The organism is Hydrogenophaga sp., assembly GCF_030373245.1.
Classification (GTDB): Bacteria; Pseudomonadota; Gammaproteobacteria; order Burkholderiales; family Burkholderiaceae_C; genus Hydrogenophaga.
In genome coordinates, this window is record NZ_JAUCZF010000001.1 from 1,088,509 (window position 1) to 1,112,379 (window position 23,871).

At 65.2% G+C, this 23,871-nt stretch carries 21 protein-coding genes; 11 read left to right on the forward strand and 10 right to left on the reverse strand.

What is annotated here, in order from left to right; all coding sequences use genetic code 11:
• Positions 1-66: 66 nt before the first annotated feature.
• Both sucD and sucC read right to left on the reverse strand, forming a co-directional pair.
• Entirely contained in the window at positions 67-960 is an 894-nt protein-coding gene (gene sucD / locus QUV25_RS05190; RefSeq protein WP_291011218.1) for a succinate--CoA ligase subunit alpha, read from the reverse strand.
• A gap of 71 nt (positions 961-1,031) precedes the next feature.
• Positions 1,032-2,198: an ADP-forming succinate--CoA ligase subunit beta gene (sucC, locus tag QUV25_RS05195; protein WP_300861892.1), complete on the reverse strand. Its 1,167-nt coding sequence runs from the start codon at positions 2,196-2,198 to the stop codon at positions 1,032-1,034.
• A gap of 189 nt (positions 2,199-2,387) precedes the next feature.
• Between sucC and argC the strand changes: the two genes are divergently transcribed.
• Positions 2,388-3,311 carry an N-acetyl-gamma-glutamyl-phosphate reductase gene (gene argC, locus QUV25_RS05200; RefSeq protein ID WP_300861894.1) on the forward strand — a complete coding sequence of 308 codons (924 nt, stop codon included), beginning with the start codon at positions 2,388-2,390 and terminating at the stop codon, positions 3,309-3,311.
• Between the two features lie 143 nt (positions 3,312-3,454).
• Here the strand turns inward: argC and recX are convergent, their stop codons facing one another.
• Together recX and recA are read right to left on the reverse strand one after the other, a co-directional pair.
• A complete protein-coding gene (gene recX, locus QUV25_RS05205) occupies positions 3,455-3,904 on the reverse strand; it encodes a recombination regulator RecX (RefSeq protein ID WP_300861896.1) in 450 nt (149 codons plus the stop codon).
• 73 nt (positions 3,905-3,977) lie between these two features.
• Positions 3,978-5,090, reverse strand: a complete 1,113-nt coding sequence (gene recA / locus QUV25_RS05210) for a recombinase RecA (protein ID WP_300861899.1) — start codon at positions 5,088-5,090, stop codon at positions 3,978-3,980.
• Positions 5,091-5,243: 153 nt separating this feature from the next.
• Between recA and QUV25_RS05215 the strand changes: the two genes are divergently transcribed.
• From QUV25_RS05215 to QUV25_RS05225, 3 genes are all read left to right on the forward strand, one after another.
• Positions 5,244-5,732 (forward strand): MarR family winged helix-turn-helix transcriptional regulator, encoded by a 489-nt coding sequence (locus tag QUV25_RS05215; RefSeq protein WP_300861901.1) that lies wholly within the window; start codon positions 5,244-5,246, stop codon positions 5,730-5,732.
• A 108-nt stretch (positions 5,733-5,840) separates the two neighbouring features.
• Entirely contained in the window at positions 5,841-6,509 is a 669-nt protein-coding gene (locus QUV25_RS05220) for a response regulator transcription factor (protein WP_300861903.1), read from the forward strand.
• A gap of 319 nt (positions 6,510-6,828) precedes the next feature.
• On the forward strand, positions 6,829-8,271 hold the full coding sequence (locus QUV25_RS05225) for a sensor histidine kinase (protein WP_300862052.1): 1,443 nt from the start codon (positions 6,829-6,831) through the stop codon (positions 8,269-8,271).
• 30 nt (positions 8,272-8,301) lie between these two features.
• Here QUV25_RS05225 and QUV25_RS05230 read toward each other — a convergent pair whose 3' ends face one another.
• Entirely contained in the window at positions 8,302-8,952 is a 651-nt protein-coding gene (locus QUV25_RS05230) for a glutathione S-transferase family protein (protein ID WP_300861905.1), read from the reverse strand.
• Between the two features lie 34 nt (positions 8,953-8,986).
• A complete protein-coding gene (locus QUV25_RS05235; protein ID WP_300861906.1) occupies positions 8,987-11,938 on the reverse strand; it encodes a DNA topoisomerase III in 2,952 nt (983 codons plus the stop codon).
• A 105-nt stretch (positions 11,939-12,043) separates the two neighbouring features.
• Between QUV25_RS05235 and QUV25_RS05240 the strand changes: the two genes are divergently transcribed.
• Genes QUV25_RS05240 through QUV25_RS05250 form a run of 3 tightly spaced genes read left to right on the forward strand, consistent with a single transcriptional unit; the run spans position 12,044 to position 14,177 of the window.
• Positions 12,044-12,604, forward strand: a complete 561-nt coding sequence (locus tag QUV25_RS05240) for an SET domain-containing protein-lysine N-methyltransferase (protein ID WP_300862054.1) — start codon at positions 12,044-12,046, stop codon at positions 12,602-12,604.
• Complete coding sequence (locus QUV25_RS05245) at positions 12,604-13,413, forward strand: biotin--[acetyl-CoA-carboxylase] ligase (protein WP_300862055.1); 810 nt, start codon at positions 12,604-12,606, stop codon at positions 13,411-13,413. The genes QUV25_RS05240 and QUV25_RS05245 overlap by 1 nt, the downstream gene beginning before the upstream one ends.
• On the forward strand, positions 13,407-14,177 hold the full coding sequence (locus QUV25_RS05250) for an SPOR domain-containing protein (protein WP_300861908.1): 771 nt from the start codon (positions 13,407-13,409) through the stop codon (positions 14,175-14,177). The genes QUV25_RS05245 and QUV25_RS05250 overlap by 7 nt, the downstream gene beginning before the upstream one ends.
• Positions 14,178-14,192: 15 nt before the next feature.
• On the opposite strand, the gene QUV25_RS05255 is transcribed toward QUV25_RS05250, so the two are convergent.
• The 4 genes from QUV25_RS05255 to QUV25_RS05270 form a co-directional block, all read right to left on the reverse strand.
• Positions 14,193-16,148: a S8 family serine peptidase gene (locus QUV25_RS05255; RefSeq protein ID WP_300861910.1), complete on the reverse strand. Its 1,956-nt coding sequence runs from the start codon at positions 16,146-16,148 to the stop codon at positions 14,193-14,195.
• A 238-nt stretch (positions 16,149-16,386) separates the two neighbouring features.
• Positions 16,387-17,385, reverse strand: a complete 999-nt coding sequence (gene gap, locus QUV25_RS05260) for a type I glyceraldehyde-3-phosphate dehydrogenase (RefSeq protein ID WP_300861913.1) — start codon at positions 17,383-17,385, stop codon at positions 16,387-16,389.
• A 40-nt stretch (positions 17,386-17,425) separates the two neighbouring features.
• Entirely contained in the window at positions 17,426-19,498 is a 2,073-nt protein-coding gene (tkt, locus tag QUV25_RS05265; RefSeq protein ID WP_300861915.1) for a transketolase, read from the reverse strand.
• An 83-nt stretch (positions 19,499-19,581) separates the two neighbouring features.
• On the reverse strand, positions 19,582-19,863 hold the full coding sequence (locus QUV25_RS05270) for a hypothetical protein (protein WP_300861916.1): 282 nt from the start codon (positions 19,861-19,863) through the stop codon (positions 19,582-19,584).
• 158 nt (positions 19,864-20,021) lie between these two features.
• On the opposite strand from QUV25_RS05270, the gene QUV25_RS05275 reads away from it, so the two are divergent.
• The 4 genes from QUV25_RS05275 to QUV25_RS05290 all read left to right on the forward strand — a co-directional run bounded on the left by QUV25_RS05275 (position 20,022) and on the right by QUV25_RS05290 (position 23,814).
• Positions 20,022-20,717, forward strand: a complete 696-nt coding sequence (locus QUV25_RS05275; RefSeq protein WP_300862057.1) for a nucleotidyltransferase family protein — start codon at positions 20,022-20,024, stop codon at positions 20,715-20,717.
• A gap of 121 nt (positions 20,718-20,838) precedes the next feature.
• Positions 20,839-22,236 carry an aminopeptidase P N-terminal domain-containing protein gene (locus QUV25_RS05280; protein WP_300861918.1) on the forward strand — a complete coding sequence of 466 codons (1,398 nt, stop codon included), beginning with the start codon at positions 20,839-20,841 and terminating at the stop codon, positions 22,234-22,236.
• A gap of 10 nt (positions 22,237-22,246) precedes the next feature.
• Positions 22,247-22,822: an MOSC domain-containing protein gene (locus QUV25_RS05285; protein WP_300861919.1), complete on the forward strand. Its 576-nt coding sequence runs from the start codon at positions 22,247-22,249 to the stop codon at positions 22,820-22,822.
• Between the two features lie 29 nt (positions 22,823-22,851).
• The gene (locus QUV25_RS05290) at positions 22,852-23,814 is read left to right on the forward strand and encodes a 1-phosphofructokinase family hexose kinase (protein ID WP_300861921.1); all 963 of its coding nucleotides are present in this window, start codon (positions 22,852-22,854) and stop codon (positions 23,812-23,814) included.
• Positions 23,815-23,871: the final 57 nt, after the last annotated feature.

A 23,871-nucleotide genomic window follows, 5' to 3' on the forward strand; every position in this document is an offset into this window, starting at 1 on the left:
CGCCAAGGCACAAGCCCAAAAAAAAGCAACGCCCAGCGTTGCCTTTTTCACAGAATGCCGAGTGGCTCAGAGCAGCGCTTTGAGCAGCTTGGCCATCTCGGACGGGTTGCGCGTGACCTTGAAACCACAGGCTTCCATGATGGCGAGCTTGGCGTCCGCAGTGTCGGCGCCGCCGCTGATCAGGGCACCGGCATGGCCCATGCGCTTACCGGCCGGCGCGGTGACACCCGCGATGAAGCCGACAATGGGCTTCTTCATGTTGGCCTTGCACCATTCGGCCGCTTCGGCTTCGTCCGGGCCACCGATTTCACCGATCATGATCACGGCATCGGTGTCAGGGTCGTCGTTGAAGGCCTGCATCACGTCGATGTGCTTGAGTCCGTTGATGGGATCGCCGCCGATGCCCACTGCGCTCGACTGGCCCAGGCCGATTTCAGTCAGCTGCGCCACGGCTTCATAGGTCAGCGTGCCCGAGCGGGACACCACACCGATGCGGCCTTTTTTGTGAATGTGACCGGGCATGATGCCGATCTTGATCTCGTCGGGCGTGATCAGACCGGGGCAGTTCGGGCCCAGCAGCAAGGTCTTTTTGCCCCCCGCGGCTTCTTTGGCCTTCATCTTGTTGCGCACGATCAGCATGTCCTTGACCGGAATGCCTTCGGTGATGCAGATCGCCAGATCGAGATCGGCCTCAACGGCTTCCCAGATCGCCGCGGCAGCCCCAGCGGGCGGCACATAGATCACCGACACGGTGGCGCCGGTCTCAGCCGCGGCCTCTTTCACCGAAGCGTAGATCGGAATGTTGAAGATCGATTCGCCGGCCTTCTTGGGGTTCACGCCAGCAACAAAGCAGTTTTTGCCGTTCGCGTATTCCTGGCATTTTTCCGTGTGGAACTGACCGGTCTTGCCGGTGATGCCCTGGGTGATGACTTTGGTGTCTTTGTTGATGTAGATCGACATGGTGGACCTTATTCAGTTGGGGGCAGCTCGGATGGTCTGTCCCGCAAGATTTTTGAACCGCTTTGGGCGACTTAGGCGGCCTTGACGGCGGCGACCACCTTCTCGGCGGCTTCGGCCATGGTGTCGGCGCTGATGATGGGCAGGCCGGACTCGGCCAGCATCTTCTTGCCCAGGGCTTCGTTGGTGCCCTTCATGCGCACCACCAGTGGCACGTTGAGGTTGGTCGCCTTGCAGGCGGTGATGACGCCGGTGGCGATGGTGTCGCACTTCATGATGCCGCCGAAGATGTTGACCATGATGGCCTTCACCTTGTCGTTCTTGAGCATGATCTTGAAGGCTTCGGTGACCTTCTCCGGGGTGGCGCCACCGCCCACGTCCAGGAAGTTGGCCGGCTCAGCGCCGTACAGCTTGATGGTGTCCATGGTGGCCATGGCCAGGCCAGCGCCATTGACCAGGCAGCCGATGTTGCCGTCCAGCGAGATGTAGGCGAGGTCGAACTTGGAGGCCTCGATTTCGGCGGCGTCCTCTTCATCCAGGTCGCGGTAGGCGACGACGTCGGGATGGCGGAACAGCGCATTGGGATCGAAGTTGAACTTGGCGTCGAGCGCCATGACATTGCCCTTGCTGTCGCGGTTCAGCGGGTTGATCTCCACCAGCGACGCATCGGTTTCCATGTAGCACTTGTAGAGCTTTTGCAGGATGTCGATCGTCTGTGCGCTGGAACCTGCCGGCATGCCGATGCCGTCGGCGATTTCCCTGGCCTGGGCGTCGGTGAGGCCGACCAGCGGATCAACGAAGACCTTGATGATTTTTTCCGGCGTGCTGTGCGCCACTTCCTCGATGTCCATCCCACCTTCGCTGGAGGCGATGAAGGCGACCTTCTGCGTGGCGCGGTCGGTCACCACCGAGACGTAATACTCTTTCTGGATGTCAGCGCCGTCTTCAATGTAGAGGCGGCGAACCTTCTGGCCTTCGGGGCCAGTCTGGTGTGTCTTGAGCTGCATGCCCAGGATCTCGCCGGCCAGGCGCTTCACGTCGTCGATCGACTTGGCCACCTTCACGCCACCGCCCTTGCCTCGGCCGCCGGCGTGGATCTGCGCTTTCACGACCCAGACCGGGCCTCCGAGTTTTTGAGCGGCTTCAACCGCCTCCTGCACCGTGAACGCAGCAATGCCACGCGGCACTGGCACACCAAATTGGCGCAAGATTTCCTTGGCTTGGTACTCGTGGATCTTCATGAGGGCTCTCTCAGGGAAGGGTGGACAGAATCGGAGGTCAGCCCCGGAGGAGGCCGCGAGAGCGCCGGGGCGCTTAACCCAAGGAATGTATCATGCTGCAACGCACCAAAATCGGGCGGGGTGGCGCTGAACGTAATGCATAATTATATGAGCCCATCTCTGAACCAGAACTGACAAGACGGACGGATCATGGCCAAAATCTTCATCGATGGCGAGGCCGGCACAACCGGCCTGCAGATTCGCGAACGGCTCGTGTCGCTGCCGGGCATCGAACTGCTGAGCATCTCGCCCGAGCGCCGCAAAGACCCGGAGGCCAAGCGCGAACTGATGGCGCAGGCTGATCTGGTGATTCTGTGCCTTCACGACGACGCTGCCGTCGAGTCGGTGGCCATGATCGATGCGCTGCCTGGCCGCAAACCCCGCATCATTGATGCATCCACCGCCCACCGTTGCGCACCGGGCTGGGTCTACGGCTTTCCCGAGCTTTGTGCCGACCAGCGCGCCGCCGTGATGGCTGCCGACCGGGTGGGCAATCCCGGCTGCTACGCCACTGGCGCCATTGCGCTGCTGCGCCCGTTGGTGGACGCCGGCCTGCTGCCAACCGATTTCCCGATCTCGTTGCCTTCGGTCAGTGGCTACTCCGGCGGCGGGCGGACCATGATCGAGGCTTACGAGAAAGGCGAAGCGCCTTTGTACGAAGCCTATGCCCTGGGTCTGGCGCACAAACACATTCCTGAAATCCTGTTCTGCACCGGACTGACCCGCCGGCCGATCTTCATGCCTGCGGTCGGCAACTTCCGCCAGGGCATGCTGGTGCAGCTGCCGTTGCATCTGGACGATCTGCCTGGCCGGCCCAGGGCAAGCGACCTGCATGACGCGCTGGTGGCCCACTACGCGGCCAGCGCCGCGGTGGGGGGCTTTGTGCGCGTAGAGCCTGCCACTGGCGACGGCAAGCTTAACGCCACCGCGCTCAACGACACCAACTGGCTGGAGCTGCGGGTCTTTGGCAACGAAGCGCACCGCCAGGCTGTGCTGATCGCACGCCTGGACAACCTGGGCAAGGGCGCCAGCGGCGCAGCGGTACAAAACCTCTGCCTCATGCTGGGAATTTGACCCCCCGCGCCGCACCTGCGGTGCGCCACCCCCCAGGGGCGATGCCTGTGGCCAGGCAAAGCCCGTGCCACGGCATCCTTGAGTTGAGGGCCCGCGCTTCAGAAACGCCGCGAGAGTCACATGCGCTTATTGATCACCCTCACTCAGTCTTCTTCGCCACCCTTGACCACCCGGCGGATCGCTTCGGCACCAAAGCCCCGCGCGGCGAGAAAGCGCATCTGTTTCGCGCGACCCTGGGCGTCCTCGGCGGGCGCCTGAAACTTTTTTCGCCACACCTCGCGCGCGCGCTCCACCTCGCTGCCCTGCAACTCGGCCACGGCGTGGGCGATGGCTTCTGGCGCCAGGCCTTTGGCCTGCAGCTCCTGGCGCACCCGCATCGCGCCCAGGCGCGGCGCGCGCCGGAAAACCACCGACTCCAGTACCCGCTGCTCGTTGATGAAGCCCTTGGCCTGCAAGTCGTCCAGCGCACGCGCTAGTTCGCCGGGCTCGGTTTCGTGCTGGCGCAGCTTGCGCTCCAGCTCAGCGCGCGAATGTTCGCGCTGGCCGAGCAGGCGCAAGGCGCGCCCTTTCAGCGAGGGTTGATCAAAAGCCATCTGGTCGTTCGAATACGGTCAAGACCACGCCAGGGCGCGCCCACACAGGCGCGTTGCCTGTGGCGTGCCGTGCTTATTCGGCAGCGACCGGCTTGTCGACCTTCTCGGCCTTGTCGACCTTGCTGGCCTTACCTCCCTTGGCGGCGGGAGCCTCATCCACGGGCAGCAGTGGCACACCCAGCTCGGTGCGCACCTTGTTCTCGATCTCCAGGCGCAGGTCGGGGTTTTCACGCAGGAATTCGCGTGAGTTGTCACGGCCCTGACCGATCTTCTCGCCGTTGTAGGCGTACCAGGCACCCGACTTTTCGATCACCCGGTTGACCACACCGAGGTCGAGAATTTCGCCTTCGCGGCTGATCCCCTCGCCAAACAGAATGTCGAACTCGGCGGTCTTGAACGGTGGCGCCACCTTGTTCTTCACCACCTTGACCTTGGTCTCGTTGCCGATGGCGTCGTCGCCTTTTTTGATGGTCCCGGTGCGGCGGATGTCCAGCCGCACCGAGGCGTAGAACTTGAGCGCGTTGCCGCCGGTGGTGGTCTCGGGGCTACCGAACATCACACCGATCTTCATGCGGATCTGGTTGATGAAGATGACCATGCAGTTGGTCTTCTTGATGGTGGCCGTGAGCTTGCGCAGCGCCTGGCTCATCAGGCGCGCTTGGAGACCGGGCAGCGAGTCGCCCATTTCGCCTTCCAATTCAGCCTTGGGCGTGAGCGCCGCCACCGAGTCGACCACGATCAGGTCGACCGCGCCGGAGCGCACCAGGCTGTCCACGATTTCCAGCGCTTGCTCGCCGGTGTCGGGCTGAGAGATCAGCAGATCCTGCAGGTTCACGCCCAGCTTTTGCGCGTACTGGATGTCCAGCGCGTGCTCGGCGTCCACGAACGCGGCCTGGCCGCCGAGCTTTTGCATCTCGGCGATCACCTGCAGGGTGAGCGTGGTCTTGCCCGACGATTCCGGGCCGTAGATCTCGACCACCCGGCCGCGCGGCAGGCCACCAACGCCCAGCGCAATGTCCAGGCCCAGGGAGCCGGTGGAGACGACCTGGATGTCTTCGATCACCTCACCTTCGCCCAGCCGCATGATGGTGCCCTTGCCAAACTGCTTCTCGATCTGGGCGAGGGCAGCCTGCAAGGCCTTGGCCTTTTCGCTGTTGAGGGGGTTGGGCTTGACGGCTGCGTCCATGTTGAATACTCCTGTTTGATAAAGGCTTCAGGATAAGTGGGTGCTCGCATCTGTCGCATGCTTTTGCATACAGACTGGATGCTTGAACAGCAGTTTATCGGAGGATTGAACTCATAACCTCAAAATATTGGTCAGTTTCCTTTACTATTTACCATGCCCCATGTTCATCAGGTCGACCCCGCGGACGACCGCTGGCGACAAAGCCACCTGGGCCGGCTCATGGGCCTGGCCCTGCGCCGATTCGACGAGCGAGTGCTGCACCTGATGGCGCACGACCCCAACGTGCCGCTGGCGCTGTCCAATCTGGCGGCGCGTGACCAGATCGCGGCGGCCCATGTGCACATCACACGCCACCTGCAGGTGTCCGGTTCGCGCCTGACCGAACTGGCGCAGGCCGCGGGCATGAGCAAACAGGCCATGGGCGACCTGGTGACGCAATGCGAGGCCTGGGGACTGGTGGAGCGCCAGCCCGACCCGCACGATGCGCGCGCGCGCCGCATCGTCTTCACCGCCACCGGGCTGCTCTGGCTGGAGGCCTTCCGCCAGGCGGTGGCGCAGGCGCAAGGCGAATTCCACGCTCTGGTGGGCGACGAAGTGGCCACGGTCGTGACGCTGGGGCTGGAGGCCTACGGCGCGCGCTGAATCGGGGGCGGGCGCGAACACCTCGCCCGTGCGGGTCTGGTGCGGGTTTGTCGCCAGGCGCGCCCTGCGCCGCTTTCGCCATAATGCAAAAAACGATCGGAGACACGCATGCGCATCCTCATTGCGGAAGACGACCAGGTTCTGGCGGATGGTCTGCTGCGCGGCCTGCGCGCCGCCGGCGCCGCGGTGGACCATGTGGCCAGCGGCAGCGAGGCCGATGCCGCGCTCATGACCAACAACGAATTTGACTTGCTGATCCTGGACCTGGGTCTGCCCAGGCTGCATGGGCTCGAAGTGCTCAAGCGCATGCGCGCGCGTGGATCGTCGATCCCGGTGCTCATCCTGACCGCGGCAGACAGCGTGGAGGAGCGCGTCAAGGGCCTGGACTATGGAGCGGACGACTACATGGCCAAGCCGTTTTCGCTGCAGGAACTCGAAGCCCGGGTGCGCGCGCTCACGCGGCGCGGCATGGGTGGCAGCACCAACACCATCAAACACGGTCCACTGGAATACGACCAGGCCGGCCGGGTTGCCACGATCGACGGCAAGATGGTCGAGCTATCGGCGCGCGAGCTGGGTCTGCTGGAGGTCTTGCTGCAGCGCGCCGGTCGCTTGGTCAGCAAGGATCAGCTGGTCGAGCGGCTGTGTGAGTGGGGCGAAGAGGTGAGCAACAACGCGATCGAGGTCTACATTCACCGCCTGCGCAAAAAGATCGAGAAAGGGCCGATCCGCATCGCCACGGTGCGGGGATTGGGTTACTGCTTGGAGAAGATCTGACCCCCCCGCTCCGCTTCGCGTCACCCCCCCAAGGGGGGGCAATCCCTGTGGCCCGGCAAAGCCGGTTCCACGGGATTCCTGAACCAGACATTTCGCGCCGGATGGGACCGCGCTGCAGCCGTCGTCCGCAACGCTGCCTTTCCAGCCAGTAGGAGCTATGAAAGGAAGTTCACTCAGTGGCGCAGTGGAACCGGCTTGGCCGGGCCGCAGTGCGTCACCCCCCCGGGGGGGTGACGCGGAAGGCGGCGCGGGGGGCGTCAAGCCCAGCGCAGGGGGGAGCGTCAAACCCACCGACGCCGAGACGCTGGGCAGCGGACCGATGTCGTTTGGGCTGTTCCAGCGCGAGCAGCGCAGCCTGTTCGGCGAAATCCTCGACTGGATGCTCACGCCGCTGCTGCTGCTGTGGCCGCTGTCGCTGGCCTTGACCTGGTTTGTGGCGCAAGGCATTGCAAGCAAGCCATTTGACCGGGCGCTGGAGTTCAACCTGCAGGCGCTCACGCAGTTCGTCGTCACCCGCAACGACGTGGTGAGCTTCAACCTCACGCCCCAGGCGCGTGATCTGCTGCGTGCTGACGACAGCGATCTGGTGTACTACCAGCTGGTCGATCCGCGCGGCGAATTGATCAGCGGTGAGACCGACTTCCCGCTGCCGCGCGACAACGAAACGCCCGAGCCCGGGCGTGTGCTGATGCGCGACGATCTGGTGCGCGGTGACGAGGTGCGGGTGGCCTACACCTGGCTGGCGCGCCACAGCGATCCCACCCGCCTGGTGCTGATGCAGGTGGCCGAAACCAAAGGCAAACGCTCGACGCTGGCCACCGAAATCATCAAAGGTGTGATGGTGCCGCAATTCATCATCCTGCCGCTGGCAGTCCTGCTGGTGTGGCTGGCGCTGGTGCGCGGCATTCGCCCGCTCAACGAGCTGGAGCAGCGCATCCGCGCCCGAAAGCCTGACGACCTGAGCCCGATCGAAGAGTCTTTCATTCCGCAAGAGGTGGCGCCGCTCGTGTCATCCATCAACGATCTGCTGACCCGGCTCAAGATTTCGCTCACCACCCAAAAGCGATTCCTTGCCGATGCGGCCCACCAGCTCAAAACGCCGCTGGCCGGGCTGCGCATGCAGGCCGAACTGGCCCAACGCGAGACCGATCCGGCTGAGATCCGCGGTTCGCTGCAGCAGATCGCTCGCTCCAGCACCCGCGCCACGCACACGGTCAACCAGCTGCTGGCGCTGGCCCGGGCCGAGACCACAGGGCGCGCCCTGCCCAGCGCGCGAATCGATCTGGCGCAACTGGTCACCCAGGTGGTGCAGGACTCGGTGCCACGGGCCATGGAACACGGCATCGATCTGGGCTACGACGGACCCGAGCAGCTGCCCGAGGCTTGCATCATCGACGGCAACCCGACGCTGCTGCAGGAGATGGTGCGCAACCTGGTGGACAACGCCATCCACTACGCCGGCCGCGGCGGCGTGGTCACGGCGCGGGTGCTGGTGGACCGGTTCAGCGGTGTGCAGATCCTGCAGGTGGAAGACAACGGACCGGGCATCCCGGCCAACGAGCGGGAACTGGTGATGCAGCCCTTTTACCGGGCGCTGGGCACCAACGTCGACGGCTCAGGCCTGGGGCTGGCCATCGTGCAGGAAATCGCCCAACAACACGGCGCCACGGTGCAGATGGAGGACACCTACCCCGAACAGCTGCAGCGGCGCGGGCTGCTGGTGTCGGTGCGTTTCTCGCCACCGCGCGGCGATGACGACTGACGGGTTGAACGACCCGCCCGCGCCGACTGCTCAGCCGGCAGGTTGATAAACATTCAGGACCAGGCGCTCGCGCTCAATCGCCTTTGCCACCTCCGGCAGCGCCGCGAAGCGCTGCACCAGGTCCCAGGTTGCAGGCAAGGTGGTGGGGTCGATACCAGCGTAGCCACCCCACCGCAGCAGCGTGAGCGCATAAGCGTCCAGCGCGCTTGGCCGCTCGCCGAACAACCAGGGCGACGCTTGTGCGGCCATCGTTTCGATCTCTTGCAGGCACTCGCGGTAGCGCGGCACGGCAAACGCGCGCATGGCTTTCTGCGCCGCTTCGTCGTCGCTGAACTTCTGGGGCATGAAGAAGTGAGTGAAGGTCGGGTGCACCGTGTTGTTCATCCAGGCCAGCAACGACAGCGCGCGCGTGCGCGACACACCGCCGGCCGGCAGGATCTGCGCCTGTAGCATCTGGGCGTCGAGGTGCAGCAAGATGGCGACGATCTGTGTGATTACCTCATCGCCATCGACCAGCACCGGCACCTGGCCGCGCGGGTTGAGCGCCAGGTAGTCGGCGGTGCGCTGTTCGCCTTTGTGCAGCTTGACCATGACAGGCTCGAAGGCCACGCCCGCCATTTCCAGCATGGCGTGGGGCACGAACGAACAGGCGCCGGGGGCGAAATACAGTTTCAGACTCATGAGATGTCTCCTGGAAAGGCGGAAGCAACCGGGTTCAGCTGAGGTGCGGTCCGATCAGCTTGGCAATCTCGAACATCGTCACCTGCGGCTTGCCGAAGACGGCCTGCAACTTAGTGTCGGCATTGATCTTGCGCTTGTCGGCACTGTCCTGCAATGCGTTGGCCTTGATGTAGTCCCAGAGCTTTTTGGTCACTTCGGGACGCGACACCAGGCCCTCACCGATCACCGCGATGAGCGCAGCGCTCGGCTGCTTGCCGGAGGCCAGGGTGGTCTTGCGCGGTGCCTTGGGCGTGGCGGCTTTTTTGACCGCTGCTTTCTTGGCGGGTACAGCCTTCTTCGCACCGGCGACCTTCGCGGGCGCGCCCGCAACGGTCTTGCGGGGCGGGGACTTGCTGGTCCGTGGCTCGAACTCGAAGTTCACCTTGCCCGCGTCCTTGTCCCAGGCCAGAAACGCCTTGAAGGCACGCCGCGTGCGCATGGACACGAACTTGTCGAGCAGGTCGGTCTTGCCGGTCTCCAGCAATTTGCTCATCTGCTCGCGCGCCACCGGCTGCTGCAGGATGATCTTGCCGCTCTTGAAATCACAGCTCGGCGTGGGTTGCTCTTCGGTGGGCACGGTTTTGCTGCAGACGTAATTGCTGCCGTGTTCGTACACCGGGCTGCCGCACTTGGGGCAAGCCCCCAACGACTCGACACCAGCAAAATCCACCAGCTCACCAGTCTCTTCGTTCTTTTTGTCATCGCCAAAATCGAATTCGAGCTTGAAGTTCTTGTCTTCTTCGTTGAACTTGATCACGATCTCGGCCACGAACGGCCAGCCAGCCTTGGAGCGAAAACCTTCCAGCGGGCCGATCTTTTTGTCGCGCAAAAGCTGCTCCGCTTCTTCGGGTTCAAAGGTCCGGCCAGCAGGCGATTTGCCGAACGAAAAGCCACAGCCTTCGCCGACGCCGTCTTTGCCCACGCAGCTGTAGCGCCGGTAATTTTCTTTCACCACGCCGCCGCAATTCGGGCAGGGTGTGGTCAGCGTGGCGTAGTTGCCCGGGATGGTGTCGCGGTCGTATTCCTTGGCCTTTTTCACCATGCGCTCGGTCATGGCAGCAATGTCGGCCATGAAGGCAGCGCGGCTGAGCTTGCCTTGCTCCATCTGCGCCAGCTTGTATTCCCATTCACCGGTGAGTTCGGCCTTGCAGAGCTCCTCCACGCTCAGTCCGCGCAACAGCGTCATGAGCTGGAAGGCCTTGGCCGTCGGAATCATTTCGCGGCCTTCGCGCAGCATGTACTTTTCGGTCAGCAGGCCTTCAATCGTGGCCGCGCGCGTAGCGGGTGTGCCCAGGCCTTTTTCCTGCATGGCTTCGCGCAGTTCGTCGTCATCCACCAGCTTGCCTGCGCCTTCCATGGCGCCAAGCAGCGTGGCTTCGGAGTAGCGCGCCGGGGGCTTCGTTTTCAGCGCCTTGGGCTCGACGCTTTCTGCACGCACCGTCTCGCCTTCACGGACTGGCACCAGGCTCTGACCCTTGTCCCCTTCTTTGGCATCGGCCACGTCTTCCGCCGCTTCCTTGCCATAAACGGCCATCCAGCCCGGCTTGACCAGCACCTTGCCTTCGGTCTTGAAGTGATGACCCACCGCGCTGGTGATGCGCGTGGTCACCATGAACTCCGCGCTGGGGAAGAAAACCGCCAGGAAGCGACGCACCACCAGGTCGTACAGCTTTTGCTCGGCATCGGACAGGCCGCTGGGCGCCTGCAACGTGGGGATGATGGCAAAGTGGTCGCTGACCTTGCTGTTGTCAAACACGCGCTTGCTTGGCTTGATGTAGCCGTTGTTGAGCGCGGTGAGCGCGTGGGGCGCCAGGTGCTTCATGCCACTGTCGGCCAGCATCTCGAAGGTCTGCTTCACCGTGGGCAGGTAGTCTTCGGGCAGGGCGCGCGAGTCGGTTCTCGGGTAGGTCAGGGCCTTGTGCCGCTCGTACAAGCTTTGCGCGAGCTGCAGCGTGGTCTTGGCCGAAAAGCCAAAGCGGCCGTTGGCCTCGCGCTGCAGGCTGGTGAGGTCGTACAGCAGGCCGCTGGCCTGCGTGGTGGGCTTGCTCTCTTCCTTGACGCTGCAAGCCTTGCCGCGCGTCGCCTCGGCGATGGCGAGGGCCTCGTGCTGGCTCCAGACGCGGTCAGCGCGTTGTTCGGCGTCGGCATCGTCCCCGGTGGGTTTCTTGAATGCGGGGTCGAACCACTTGCCGGGGTATTCGCCGGCTTCGGCCAGGAAGACGCCGTGAATCTCCCAATAGTCGCGGCTCTTGTGTGCGCGGATTTTTTCTTCGCGCTCGACCACAATGGACAGCGTGGGCGTTTGCACCCGCCCGACCGTGGTCAGGAAAAAGCCGCCATCGCGGGAATTGAAGGCGGTCATCGCGCGCGTGCCATTGATGCCGACCATCCAGTCGGCCTCGGAGCGGCTGCGCGCGGCATCGGCCAGGCCCTGCATCTGTTCGTCGCTCTTCAGATGTTCGAAGCCGTCTCGGATCGCGGCTGGGGTCATCGACTGCAACCACAGGCGCCGCACCGGCTTGCCCAGGCTCTGGTAGACGCCGTTTTTCTGTCCGCCTGCGTACTGCTCGATCAGGCGGAAGATCAACTCACCTTCTCGGCCCGCGTCGCAGGCGTTGATGAGTTGCCCCACGTCCTTGCGTTTGGCCTGCCTGACCACCGCCGACAGGCGCGACTTGGTCTTGTCGATGGGCTTGAGATCAAAGTAGGGCGGCAGCACCGGCAGGTGGGCAAAACTCCACTTGCCGCGCTTGACGTCGAACTGTTCGGGCGCGGCGATCTCCACCAGGTGACCCACCGCCGAGGTGACCACGTACTGGTCGTTCTCGAAGTGGTCATCGTGCTTCTCGAACTTGCCCGCCACCGGGGTGAGTGCGCGCACGATGTCCTGGGCCACCGAGGGCTTCTCGGCAATCACCAGCGTTTTGGCTGAACCTTGGTTTTTCATCTCTACAATCGGTTGGCTCGCGCGTGTACACGCGCACATGGGCACGCGCGCTCCCGCGCGCACCTGCATGAAACAACCTTACCAAAAATTCCCTTCGTGAAGAAAATCGCCGGTTTCGCCAACAGCACGCCACAGACAGTACCCAAGCCGACTGCGCCTGGGGGGCGCCGCATCCAGACCCGCCGATCGGGCGTACACGGCAAAGGCGTCTACGCGCTGGTGGACCTGGCCGAAGGCGAGACGCTGATCGAGTATGTGGGCGAGGTGATCACCTGGGACGAGGCACTGCGCCGCCATCCGCACGACCCCAAAGACCCGAACCACACCTTTTATTTCCACATCGACGAAGACCATGTGATCGACGCCAAGGTAGGTGGCAACTCCTCGCGCTGGATCAACCACAGCTGCAAGCCCAATTGCGAAGCCGAGGTGGACGATGGTCGGGTGTTCATCCGCGCCCGCAAGAACATCCCTGCCGGCCAGGAACTGTTCTACGACTACGGTCTGGTGATCGACGAGCCCCACACGCGCAAGCTGCTCAAGCAATACCCCTGCTGGTGCGGTGCCAAGAAGTGCCGCGGCACCCTGCTCGCACCGCAGAACAAAGACGTCCGCCCAGGCAAGAAGGGCAAGGACAAGCGCAAGGACAAGAAGAAGCCCGCATGATGGTCGCGCATCACGGCTCGCTGACCCGCCATGTCGAGGCCGTCTGGCAGGCGGTCGCGCCCGAGCTTCCTGGTTTCACCGTGGAGCTGCTGTCCAGCGTGGACTCGACCAACAGCGAGTTGATGAGACGCGCACGGGCCGGACAACAGGAGCCGGTGCTGCTGGTGGCCGAGGTCCAGACAGCCGGGCGCGGGCGCCTGGGCAAGGGCTGGCACAGCCAGGCCGGGAAGTCCCTCACGTTTTCACTGGCCCTGCCGCTGACCCCGTCGAGCTGGTCGGGCCTGTCGCTGGCGGTGGGGGTTAGCCTGGCCGAGAGCCTGCATCCGGACGTGATGCTCAAGTGGCCCAACGACTTGTGGCTGCACCAGCGCAAGCTCGGTGGCATCCTGGTGGAAACAGCGAGCCAGGGCGAGGGGCCTGATCGGCCCCGCAGCGTGGTGATCGGCGTGGGCATCAACATCGCGCGGCCCGATGCAGCGGCGGTTCTGGCACTGACCTCGCCCGACTCAGCGACCCCAATGGCTCCGGCGGGTCTTTCGGAAGTCTGCGTGGGTCAGACCGCTGGGGAAACGCTGGAGCAGGTGGTGCCAGCGCTGGTGCGCGACATCCTGCGGTTCCAGGCTGAGGGCTTTGGCGTCTTCGCCAGCCGCTTCGCGGCGCGCGATGCCTTGCTTCAGCAACGGGTGACCTTGTCTGATGGCAGCTGGGGCCTGGCCGAAGGCGTGGATGTCACCGGGGCGCTGCGGGTCAAGACCGATGCCGGCTGGCGCGCCGTGAGCAGCGCTGAAGTGAGTGTGCGTCCATGTTGAAGTGGGTCATCTGGCTGCTGGTGCTGGCCAATGCCGGCTATTTCGCCTGGAGCCAAGGCTACCTGGCGTCGATGGGCTACGCACCGCCGCAGGTGCGCGAGCCCGATCGGCTGAACGCGCAGATCAAGCCCGAAGCGCAACGCCTGCTGAACGCGCCGCGCGACACCGCGCCCGAATCGCCCGCGATCACCACTCCCGCTGCCCAACGCGAGATTGAGGCAGCAGCGCCTGCGCTGCCTCCCGAGACCGAGACCGAGGTGCGGCCCCCAGCGCCTGCGCCTGCGCCGCCAGCGATCGAGACGGCCGAAGCCGCCCGCGCCTGCTGGCAAGCTGGCGCCTTCACTGAGGGCCAGGCCGACGGCCTGCGCGCCGCACTGACCCTGACCGGTCTTCCGGCCAGCAGCTGGCAGTTGATTGAGAGCCGCAGCGGCGGGCGCTGGATCGTTTACATGGGGCGCTACGACAACGAAGAACAGCTGGAGCGCAAGAAAGCCGAGCTGCGCGAGCTCAAGGTGGCGTTCCGCGAGGTCTCGGGCGGGCTCAGCCCTGGTCTGGCACTGGGCACTTACTCGAGCGACGCTTCGGCGCAGCAGGCCCTGCAAGAGGTGGCTCGGGCCGGGGTGCGCACCGCGCGCGTGGCCCAGGAGCGCGCCGAATCGCGCAACTTCACCCTGCGTCTGCCATCGGTCACGCCAGCGCAGCGGCGCGCGGTGGCTGCGCTCGGCGCCCCGCTGGCGGGCAAGTCGCTGCAGCCCTGCAACTGAAACCGCTGGTATCGGTCAGGAGGCGTTGTCGGTGATGCGGCGTTGCCGCCGCTGGGCAATCCCCACACCCAGCACCCAGGCCCAGAATGCAGCGCCCCACAGCACACTGTTGGCGCCGCCACCGCCGCCTCCGATGGCAGACCCTGCCAGCGCATCCTGGCGGCTGGCCAGCACACGAAACTCGCTTTCGCCGATCTGCCCATCGCTGTCAGCAACGCTCAGGCGAAACCAGTACTCCGCTTCTTCGGTGGGCAGTTGCACCGTCGCCAGCGCCTGGTCATCGGCGCTGATGACCACCGGTGGGCCTGCCAGCTGCGTCCAGCGATGGCTCACGATCACCGCGCTGGGCACGGCTGCACTGCGGCGCCCGTCCAGCGTGATCAAGGATCCCGGCAACACCGAACCAAGCGCATCGATGATGGCAGCAGGCCCCGAAGCGAGCTGGACGGCGCGTTCGGCATCCAGCAAACCAGCGCCACAGGTGTCGGTGGTGCACTGGCAAACCGGCGCACCCGCAGGACCGCAGGCGGGCAAGCCCACGTGGCCATGCGGGCGGGCGGCCACTTTCATGCGTTCGATGAGCTGCGCGGGCGTAAGTGCGGGGTTCACCGACAGCATCAGGCTGGCCACGCCTGTCGCTTGCGGCGCGGCAAAGCTGGTGCCCTGCTTGAGGCCGGTGGTGTGGTCGACCGGGCCACTGAGCCCGCTGTTGGTGAGCGACGTGATCAACGTGTCGTTCGCGCGGCTGCTCCAGGAGCCGCCTGGCGCCGACAGGGCCACATTGGTGCCGAAACTGGAATAGGACGCCTTGCTTCCGTCGCGCTGCACAGAAGCGACGGCCAGCACGCGCTGGCAATCGGCCGGGCGCTTGAGCGCACCGCCCCCATTGCCTGCGGCCACCACCACCAATGCACCGGCCGCAGTCGCGGCGTCGATGGTTTCCTGGTACGCGGGCGAACACTGCGCATCGCCACCGAAGCTCAGGTTGATGATGCGCGCCGGGTGGGGATTGAGCGGCTGTCCATCGACCGGCAGACCTGCGGCCCACCGCACACCATCGAGCAGGTCGGACAGGCGTGCGCCGCATTTTCCGGAGACCCGAACCGGCAGCACCTGGGCACCCCAGCTCAGACCGGCCATGCCCGACCCGTTGTCGGTCGCCGCGGCGATCTGGCCGGCGATGAAGGTGCCGTGCCACGAGCTGTGGCTGGCGTTGCAGCCGGCAAAGACCGGTTTGTGCAGATCACCGGCGCTGACCCAGTCGCCGGGGTCGCTGGGATCGCTGTCGCGACCATCGCTGTCGTTGGCGATGTCCAGCTCGCTGATCAGGTCGCGTCCGGGCAACAGCTTGCCGGCGAGGTCCGGGTGATCGAGGCGCACGCCGCTGTCCACCACGGCCACCACGATCGGCGCACCGGTGATGCGAGCCCAGGTGGCCGGCAGGTTCATGCCAGCCACACGGTCCGTGTCTGGCGTCTGCAAATGCCATTGCGATGCAAAGAGGGCGTCGTTCGGCACCATTTGCGTCGTCTGCAGGCGCGGCACCAGCACATCGGGCTCCACCCAGGCCACATCGGGATGCAGTTGCAGGCGACGCATGGCGTTCTTCAGCCCCTCGCCCTTGAGCGGGCGATCCAGGCCCAGCACCTGCGCATCCCCCACCGCCGCAGCGCGGTGGAAGGACACGCCAGCTTCGCGCGCGATGCGGGCGACCTGCGCTTCGCCGGCGCGGGCCGCTCGGCTCCAGCGCGCCTGAGCCCGCAACCGGTCACGCGACTCAGGGCCGCTGTCGAGCTGGGCGGCCAGCACCTCGTTCACGCCAGGCTTCAAGCCGATGAGCAGGCCCGAGGCGGACGGCTCGACGCCTGCTGCACCCTGTGCCCACGCCGCGGTCTGGCCGAGCAGGCACAGGCACACCACCACCGCAAAACGCGCGATGGCAGGCTGAATACCCAGGTATACAAAACACATAACGTTTTGTAACACGATGTGTGCGGCTTGCGCATCCCTCGGGCAATGGAAAAGCCTGAAAAGTCACACCTTGGGCGGCACCAGGACCAGCGGCAGAAAGTTCTCAAGTGTGAGTACTCGAGGGTGCAAGCCAAGGATCACCGCTCGCACCAGAGCGGACGAACAGGGCCTCGCAGCACGTCACCGAAAAGCAAAAAGGCACCCGAAGGTGCCTCTGTTGCCGGATCAGAGCAGGCGCTTACTTGGCCACAACGCGCACCATCTCGAGGCACTTGTTCGAGTAGCCCCACTCGTTGTCGTACCAGCTCACCACCTTCACGAAGGTGCTGTCCAGTGCGATGCCGGCGTCGGCGTCGAACACGCTGGTGCAGGTCTCGCCGCGGAAGTCGGTGGCCACCACCTTGTCGGTGGTGTAGCCCAGCACGCCCTTCAAGGCGCCCTCGCTCTGCGCTTTCATTTCGGCGCAGATCTCGGCGTAGCTGGCTTCCTTGCTGAGTTCGACCACCAGGTCCACCACCGACACGTCGGAGGTCGGCACGCGGAAGCTCATGCCGGTCAGCTTCTTGTTCAGCTCGGGGATAACCACGCCCACAGCCTTGGCGGCACCGGTTGAGGACGGGATGATGTTTTCCAGGATGCCCCGGCCACCGCGCCAGTCTTTGTTGGACGGGCCGTCCACCGTTTTCTGCGTGGCAGTCGCCGCGTGCACCGTCGTCATCAGGCCGCGCTTGATGCCCCACTTGTCGTGCAGCACCTTGGCCACCGGGGCCAGGCAGTTGGTGGTGCACGATGCGTTGGAGATGATGGCCTGGCCGGCGTAGGTCTTGTCGTTCACGCCGAAGACGAACATCGGGGTGTCGTCCTTGGACGGCGCGGAGAAGATGACCTTCTTGGCGCCTGCGGCCAGGTGCTTCTCGCCGCCGGCCTTGTCGAGAAAGATGCCGGTGGATTCGATCACGATGTCAGCGCCGACCTCGTTCCACTTCAGGGCGGTTGGGTCCTTCTCGGCCGTCAGGCGGATCTTCTTTCCGTTGACGACCAGGGTGTTGCCTTCAACGCTGACGGTGCCCTTGAAGCGACCGTGCACGCTGTCGTACTGCAGCATGTAGGCCAGGTAGTCGGGCTCCAGCAGGTCGTTGATGGCAACGATCTCGATGTCTGGAAAATTCTGGATCGCGCTGCGCAGCACGTTGCGCCCGATGCGCCCGAAACCGTTGATACCGACTTTGATGGCCATGTCCTCTGCTCCTGTGGATGGATGAAAAAAAAGAAAACGCTTACTTGCCGAGCACCGTGCGGACGGTGTCCACCACGTTGGCAGGCGTGAAGCCGAAGTGCTGGAACAGCACCGGCGCGGGGGCCGATTCGCCGTAGGTGTCGATGCCGACCACGGCCGACACGCCGTACTTCCACCAGCCGTCGGTGGAGCCCATCTCGACGGCGATGCACGGCAGACCTTTGGGCAACACGGCGGCCTTGTAGTCGGCGCTCTGGCGGTCGAACACGCTGGTGCTGGGCACCGAGACCACGCGCACGGAAACTTTGTGTTCCTTGGCCAGAGCTTCCTGTGCCCTGAGCGCCAGCTGCACCTCGGAGCCGGTGGCGATGATCACCGCCTGGGCCTTCTTCTTGATGCCCACATCGGCCGGCTCGGAAAGCACGTAGCCGCCCTTGCTGATGTCGGCCAGGTCGGCCTTGGGCGCGTACGGCAGGTTCTGGCGCGAGAGGCACAGGGCGCTCGGTCGGTTCGCGGTCTGCAAGGCCACGGCCCAGGCCACGGCGGTTTCGGCCGTGTCGGCCGGGCGCCAGACGTCCAGGCCAGGAATAAGGCGCAGGCTGGCGACGTGCTCGACCGACTGGTGGGTCGGGCCGTCTTCGCCCAGGCCGATGGAGTCGTGCGTGAAGACGTGAATCACGCGTTGCTTCATCAGCGCGGCCATGCGGATGGCGTTGCGGCTGTAGTCGCTGAAGGTCAGGAAGGTGCCGCCATAGGGGATGAAACCGCCGTGCAGCGCGACGCCGTTCATGATCGCGGCCATGCCGAACTCGCGCACGCCATAGTTGATGTGTCGACCGCCCACGCCAGCGTCGTTCTTCACGACATTGCCAGCCAGATCAAAGCGCAGGCTGGGCGTGGACTTGGTATTGGTCAGGTTAGAGCCGGTCAGGTCGGCCGAGCCGCCCAGCAGCTCGGGCAGGGCCGCCGTGAAGTGCTCCAGCGCGATCTGGCTGGCCTTGCGGCTGGCCACGGTCTCGGCCTTGGTGTGGGCTTCCACGGCGGCGTTGACGGCCACCTGGTGGAAGGCCTTGGGCAGCTCACCCTTCATGCGGCGGGTGAACTCCTTGGCCAGCTCGGGGAAGGCAGCCTTGTAGGCGGCGAACTGGGCGTTCCAGGCGGCTTCTGCGGCCTTGCCAGCGTCCTTGGCGTCCCAGGCGGCGTACACGTCCTTGGGGATCACGAAGGGCGCGTGGTGCCAGCCCAGCGCTTCTCGGGTGAGCTTGATTTCTTCGGCGCCCAGCGGCTCGCCGTGGGCCTTGGCGGTGTTGGCGCGGTTCGGGCTGCCCTGGCCGATGTGGGTCTTGCAGCAGATGAGTGTGGGCTTGTCGGCGCTGTTCTTGGCGTCCGCAATCGCCTTGGACACCGCGTCGGCATCGTGGCCGTCGACTGCGCGGATCACATTCCAGCCGCAGGCTTCAAAGCGTTTGGGGGTGTCGTCGATGAACCAGGGCGCGACCTGGCCGTCGATGGAGATACCGTTGTCGTCGTACAGCGCCACCAGCTTGTTGAGCTTCCAGGCGCCGGCCAGGGCCACGGCCTCGTGGCTGATGCCTTCCATCAGGCAGCCGTCGCCCAGGAACACGTAGGTGTGGTGATCGACGATGTCATGACCGTCGCGGTTGAACTCGGACGCCAGCAGCTTCTCGGCCAGCGCCATGCCCACCGCGTTGGTGATGCCCTGACCCAGCGGGCCGGTGGTGGTTTCCACGCCGGGTGTGTGACCGACTTCAGGATGGCCGGCGGTCTTGCTGCCGAGCTGGCGGAAGTTTCTCAACTCCTGCATGGGCAGCTTGTAGCCGGTCAGGTGCAGCAGCGCGTAGATCAGCATGGAGCCGTGGCCGTTGGACAGCACGAAGCGGTCGCGGTTGGCCCAGGCGGGGTTGGTCGGGTTGTGGCGCAGATGCCGGCCCCACAGCGCCACGGCCATGTCGGCCATGCCCATGGGCGCGCCCGGGTGGCCGGAGTTGGCCGCCTGCACCGCATCCATGGCAAGCGCGCGGATGGCGTTGGCCTGGGTCTGGGGTGTGACGGCTTCGGCCGCGTTGACAACAGGGGAGGTGGCTTCGGACATGGGGGGAGTGCTGGAGGTTGCGGCGGTGCGCGAAGCCTCTGATTTTAGCGACCCGGGCCAGACGGCCAGCCGGGCTGAGCGGTTCACGGGTTGTCGCTTTGCAGCTGGTAGCGACGCGAACCGTCGGCCGCCGGGGTCTTCTGCAGCGTGACGACCTCGCCGGGCGACATGGATCGGTTACCCGCCGGCAAGCGCACTCGCATGCCATCCGGCAATTCGTCCATGATCGTGGGCAGCGCCACCGAAGCGGCGCCGGCACCTCGCTGCGCGCCCTGGTCGCGCAAGCCGAAGAAGACGGCCGCGAGCAAAGCCACCACAACCAAGCTCGCTCGGGTGTTGATGTCGCGGTGGGCGGAAGGCGTCATCGGGAGGGCGGGCCAGTCGAGCTGAACGAATGGGAACAAACTGGGTGCCAGCGTCGTGATGAAACCACCCGTCGATCGATATAGTATTTGGCTCGTCCCCTCAGGCCCGCTCCACAGCACACCCCATGCCCACTCCGCAAAAGCCCGCCATTGCCGCCATGGTGCTGGCCGCCGGCCGTGGCAACCGCATGCGACCCCTGACCGATCACACGCCCAAGCCCTTGCTGCCGGTGCATGGCAAGCCGCTGATGCTGTGGCCGATGGAAGCGCTGCAGGCGGGCGGCTTTCGCCGCGTGGTGGTCAACACCGCCTGGCTGGGCGAGCAGATCGCCGAGCAGCTGGGTGCCTGGGCGGCTGAGCACCCGCAGGCCGAACTGGTGTTCTCACATGAGGAGGAGGACTTCGGCTACGCGCTGGAGACCGCCGGTGGCATCGCGCGCGCTTTGCCCTCGCTGGGCGAGGTGTTCTGGGTCCTGGCCGGGGATGTGTACGCGCCCGATTTTCTTTTCTCGCAAGACAGCGTGGCGCGCTTCACCGCCAGCGCCGCGCTGGCCCACCTCTGGCTCGTGCCCAATCCGGACCACAACCCGGGCGGCGATTTCGGTCTGAATGCCAAAGGCCTTGCGCTCAACGAGGCGCCCGAGCGCTTCACCTACAGCACCATTGGCCTGTTCCGCCGGGCCTTGTTCGAAGCGCCCTGGTGCGACATCCTGCCCGGCAACCCGCAGGGCACAGCCGCGCCGCTGGCGCCGCTGCTGCGCGCTGCCATCGCCGAGGGGCTGGTGAGCGCCGAGCTTCACACTGGCCGATGGACGGATGTGGGTACGCCCGAGCGCCTGAGAGAACTGGGATGACCCCCCTGCGCCGCCTTCGGCGTCACCCTCACGAGGGGCGCATCCAGCGGCCCGGCAAAGCCGGTTCCGCGGATGCCCTGGACGCCAACACGGCACCCGCAAAACGCTGACAATGTTTGCCATGGACGCCAACACCTCTTTCGCCCTTTATGCCGAGCGCCGCGCGCGCCTCGCTGCTCTCCTCGGTCCTGGTGGCATCGCCATCGTGCCCACCGCGCCGGAGCGCACGCGCAATCGGGACAGCGAGTACCTGTTTCGCTTCGACAGCTATTTTTATTACCTGACCGGGTTTACCGAGCCCAATGCCTGGCTGGTGATCACCGCCGAAGGCGAGAGCACACTTTTCTGCAACCCCAAGGATCTGGAGCGCGAGATCTGGGACGGCTACCGACTCGGCCCGGAGGCGGCGCCCGGCGCGCTCGGTTTGCATCAGGCCCATCCGACGCCGGCGCTGGACAGTGAGCTGCCCAAGTTGCTGGAGAACCGGCGCACGGTCTGGTTCCCGTTCGCGATCCACGCGGGGCTGGAAGGGCGCATCGACGGCTGGCTGCAAAAGGTCCGCACCCGCGTTCGTTACGGCGCACTGTGTCCCGATGCTCAGCGCGACCTGTGTGGCCTGCTCGACGAAATGCGGCTGGTGAAAGATGCGCACGAGATTGCCATCATGAGGCGCGCCGGGCAGATCAGTGCCCAGGCCCACATCCGCGCCATGCAGCGCAGCGCCGCCATGATCCGCGCCGGTGAGGACGTGCGCGAGTACCACCTGGATGCCGAGCTCCTGCACGAGTTTCGTCAGCATGGCTCGCAATACCCTGCCTATGGCAGCATCGTTGCCGCCGGGGCCAACGCCTGCGTTCTGCATTACCGTGCCGACAACGCGCCAGTGCGTGACGGCGACCTGGTGTTGATCGACGCCGGTTGCGAACTCGATGGCTACGCATCGGACATCACGCGCACCTTCCCGGCCAACGGCAAGTTCACCGGGCCGCAGCGCGATCTCTACAACCTGGTGCTGGCCAGCCAGGAGGCTGCCGTGGCGGCCACCCGGCCGGGCGCGCGCTTCATCGATCCGCACGATGCCACGGTGCGCGTGCTGGCGCAGGGCATGCTCGACCTGGGGCTGCTGGACAAGAACGATGTCGGCCACCTGGACGACGTGATCGAGCAGCGCCATTACTTCCGCCACTATATGCACCGAACCGGTCACTGGCTGGGGCTGGATGTGCACGATTGCGGCAGCTATGTGGAACCCGGCGAGGTCGGTACCACCAGCGAACGCAGGGATCCGCTTTCAGGCGAGATCATCAAGGACCGCCCCAGCCGCATCCTGCGCCCGGGCATGGTCCTGACCATCGAGCCTGGGCTGTATGTGAGCCCCGCTGCCGATGTGCCCAAGCACTTCTGGAACATGGGTATCCGCATAGAGGACGATGCGGTGGTCACCGAGACCGGTTGCGAGCTAATGAGCCGTGGTGTGCCGGTGCTGGCCGATGAAATCGAGGCCTTGATGCGCGCCTGAGGCGGTTGCTGTGCAGCTGGTCAGCGTCAATGTGGGCCAGGTGCGGCCGCTTCGTGTGGGCGCGCGGACCCTGCTCAGCGGCATCGGCAAGACTCCAGTACAAGGTCCGGTGGCTGTGCGTGCCCTGGGCCTGGCAGGCGACGAACAGGCCGACCTCAGTGTGCACGGTGGTCTGTCCAAGGCGGTGTATGCGTACCCGCTCGAACACCTGCCGTTCTGGGCCGAACAGCGCCGCGCACACGGGGTGAGCCTGTTTGACGAACCGGTGCTGCCTGGCTTTCTGGGCGAAAACCTGAGTATCGAAGGCCTGCTGGAAGACCGGGTCTGGATCGGTGATGAACTTCACTTTCCTGACTGCGTGGTGCGCGTGACCGCGCCGCGTGAGCCCTGCGGCAAGTTCAATGCGGTGATGGGCATCAACACCGCGGGTCGGCTGATGATGCAGCAGGGTTGTCCGGGCTTTTATCTGGCTGTTGCGCAGGCCGGCACGATCGAGGCAGGGCAGACATTTTCGGTGGTGGCAGGCTCCCAGGGCCTGAGCGTGCGCGACGCCTTCAGCGCCCGGCGTCTCAAGCACCTTCGCTGATGGCGGGGCAGCTTGGGGTACAAAGCAGCATGCCCTCCTCCGCCACTCCTTTGCGGGTCTTGTGCCTGACCATGAACCCGTCGGTGGATCTGGCCACCCGTACCGAGCAAGTGGTACCCACTCACAAGTTGCGTTGCGAGGCCACCCAGCATGACGCCGGAGGGGGCGGTGTCAATGTGGCTCGGGTCCTCACCCGGCTGGGTGGACGCTGCGTGGCGCTGTGCCCGGCGGGCGGCCCCAGCGGCGAGTGGCTCAAACACCGCATGGCGGACGATGGCCTGTCCACCACCTACCTCCCCATCACCGGTGAGACCCGGGTGAGCTTCACGGTGCATGAGGCCGCCACGGGTGCCGAGTTCCGCTTCGTCATGCCCGGCCCTGTGCTCAGCCCTGCAGAGTGGCAAAGCGGCCTGCAGCATCTGCTGGATCTGGCCGATTTTCCTGACCTGCTGGTGGCCAGCGGCAGTCTGCCGCCAGGCGTCCCGGTCGACTTTTATGCCCAGTTGGCCCGACTCTGCAAAACGCGCGGCGGAAGGCTGGTACTCGATGGCTCCGGACCGGCGCTGGCGGCCGCGATGGCGGAAGGGGTCTTCCTGGTCAAGCCCAATCTGCGCGAACTGGGCGAGCTCGTGGGCCGACCGCTGGAGACGCCGGAACAATGGCAGGCCGCTGCCTGTGGACTGGTTCAGAGCGGCTCGGCCGAGGTGGTCGCACTCACCCTGGGTCACCTGGGTGCGTTGCTGGTTACCCGCGAGGGGATGTGGAGCGCGGACGCCTTGCCGGTGAAGGTGATCAGTGCGGTTGGCGCGGGCGACAGCTTTGTGGGCGGGCTGGTCTGGGCCTTGCAGCAATGCCAGAGTTTGCTGGACGCGTTTGCCTGGGGCGTATCTGCCGGCACGGGCGCCCTTCTCAGCGCCAGCACCGGCCTTTGCTGCGCTGACGATGCAGTGAACCTGCGGGGTCAGGTCCGGACCGTTCGGCTACCTTCCTAAATTTGTTCTTAGCGCACCTGGCGCTGCGCATGGCAGGGATCACCTAGCCTCGCGTGG

Coding starts and splice junctions, on each gene's coding strand:
- QUV25_RS05245 (WP_300862055.1), top strand. CDS start 12,604: ATGGTCGCGCATCACGGCTCGCTGACCCGCCATGTCGAGGCCGTCTGG.
- QUV25_RS05275 (WP_300862057.1), top strand. CDS start 20,022: ATGGTGCTGGCCGCCGGCCGTGGCAACCGCATGCGACCCCTGACCGAT.
- tkt (WP_300861915.1), bottom strand. CDS start 19,498: ATGTCCGAAGCCACCTCCCCTGTTGTCAACGCGGCCGAAGCCGTCACA.
- QUV25_RS05280 (WP_300861918.1), top strand. CDS start 20,839: ATGGACGCCAACACCTCTTTCGCCCTTTATGCCGAGCGCCGCGCGCGC.
- recA (WP_300861899.1), bottom strand. CDS start 5,090: ATGGACGCAGCCGTCAAGCCCAACCCCCTCAACAGCGAAAAGGCCAAG.
- QUV25_RS05215 (WP_300861901.1), top strand. CDS start 5,244: ATGCCCCATGTTCATCAGGTCGACCCCGCGGACGACCGCTGGCGACAA.
- QUV25_RS05220 (WP_300861903.1), top strand. CDS start 5,841: ATGCGCATCCTCATTGCGGAAGACGACCAGGTTCTGGCGGATGGTCTG.
- QUV25_RS05255 (WP_300861910.1), bottom strand. CDS start 16,148: ATGTGTTTTGTATACCTGGGTATTCAGCCTGCCATCGCGCGTTTTGCG.
- sucD (WP_291011218.1), bottom strand. CDS start 960: ATGTCGATCTACATCAACAAAGACACCAAAGTCATCACCCAGGGCATC.
- QUV25_RS05230 (WP_300861905.1), bottom strand. CDS start 8,952: ATGAGTCTGAAACTGTATTTCGCCCCCGGCGCCTGTTCGTTCGTGCCC.
- argC (WP_300861894.1), top strand. CDS start 2,388: ATGGCCAAAATCTTCATCGATGGCGAGGCCGGCACAACCGGCCTGCAG.
- QUV25_RS05270 (WP_300861916.1), bottom strand. CDS start 19,863: ATGACGCCTTCCGCCCACCGCGACATCAACACCCGAGCGAGCTTGGTT.
- sucC (WP_300861892.1), bottom strand. CDS start 2,198: ATGAAGATCCACGAGTACCAAGCCAAGGAAATCTTGCGCCAATTTGGT.
- recX (WP_300861896.1), bottom strand. CDS start 3,904: ATGGCTTTTGATCAACCCTCGCTGAAAGGGCGCGCCTTGCGCCTGCTC.
- QUV25_RS05290 (WP_300861921.1), top strand. CDS start 22,852: ATGCCCTCCTCCGCCACTCCTTTGCGGGTCTTGTGCCTGACCATGAAC.
- QUV25_RS05225 (WP_300862052.1), top strand. CDS start 6,829: ATGTCGTTTGGGCTGTTCCAGCGCGAGCAGCGCAGCCTGTTCGGCGAA.
- gap (WP_300861913.1), bottom strand. CDS start 17,385: ATGGCCATCAAAGTCGGTATCAACGGTTTCGGGCGCATCGGGCGCAAC.
- QUV25_RS05250 (WP_300861908.1), top strand. CDS start 13,407: ATGTTGAAGTGGGTCATCTGGCTGCTGGTGCTGGCCAATGCCGGCTAT.
- QUV25_RS05235 (WP_300861906.1), bottom strand. CDS start 11,938: ATGAAAAACCAAGGTTCAGCCAAAACGCTGGTGATTGCCGAGAAGCCC.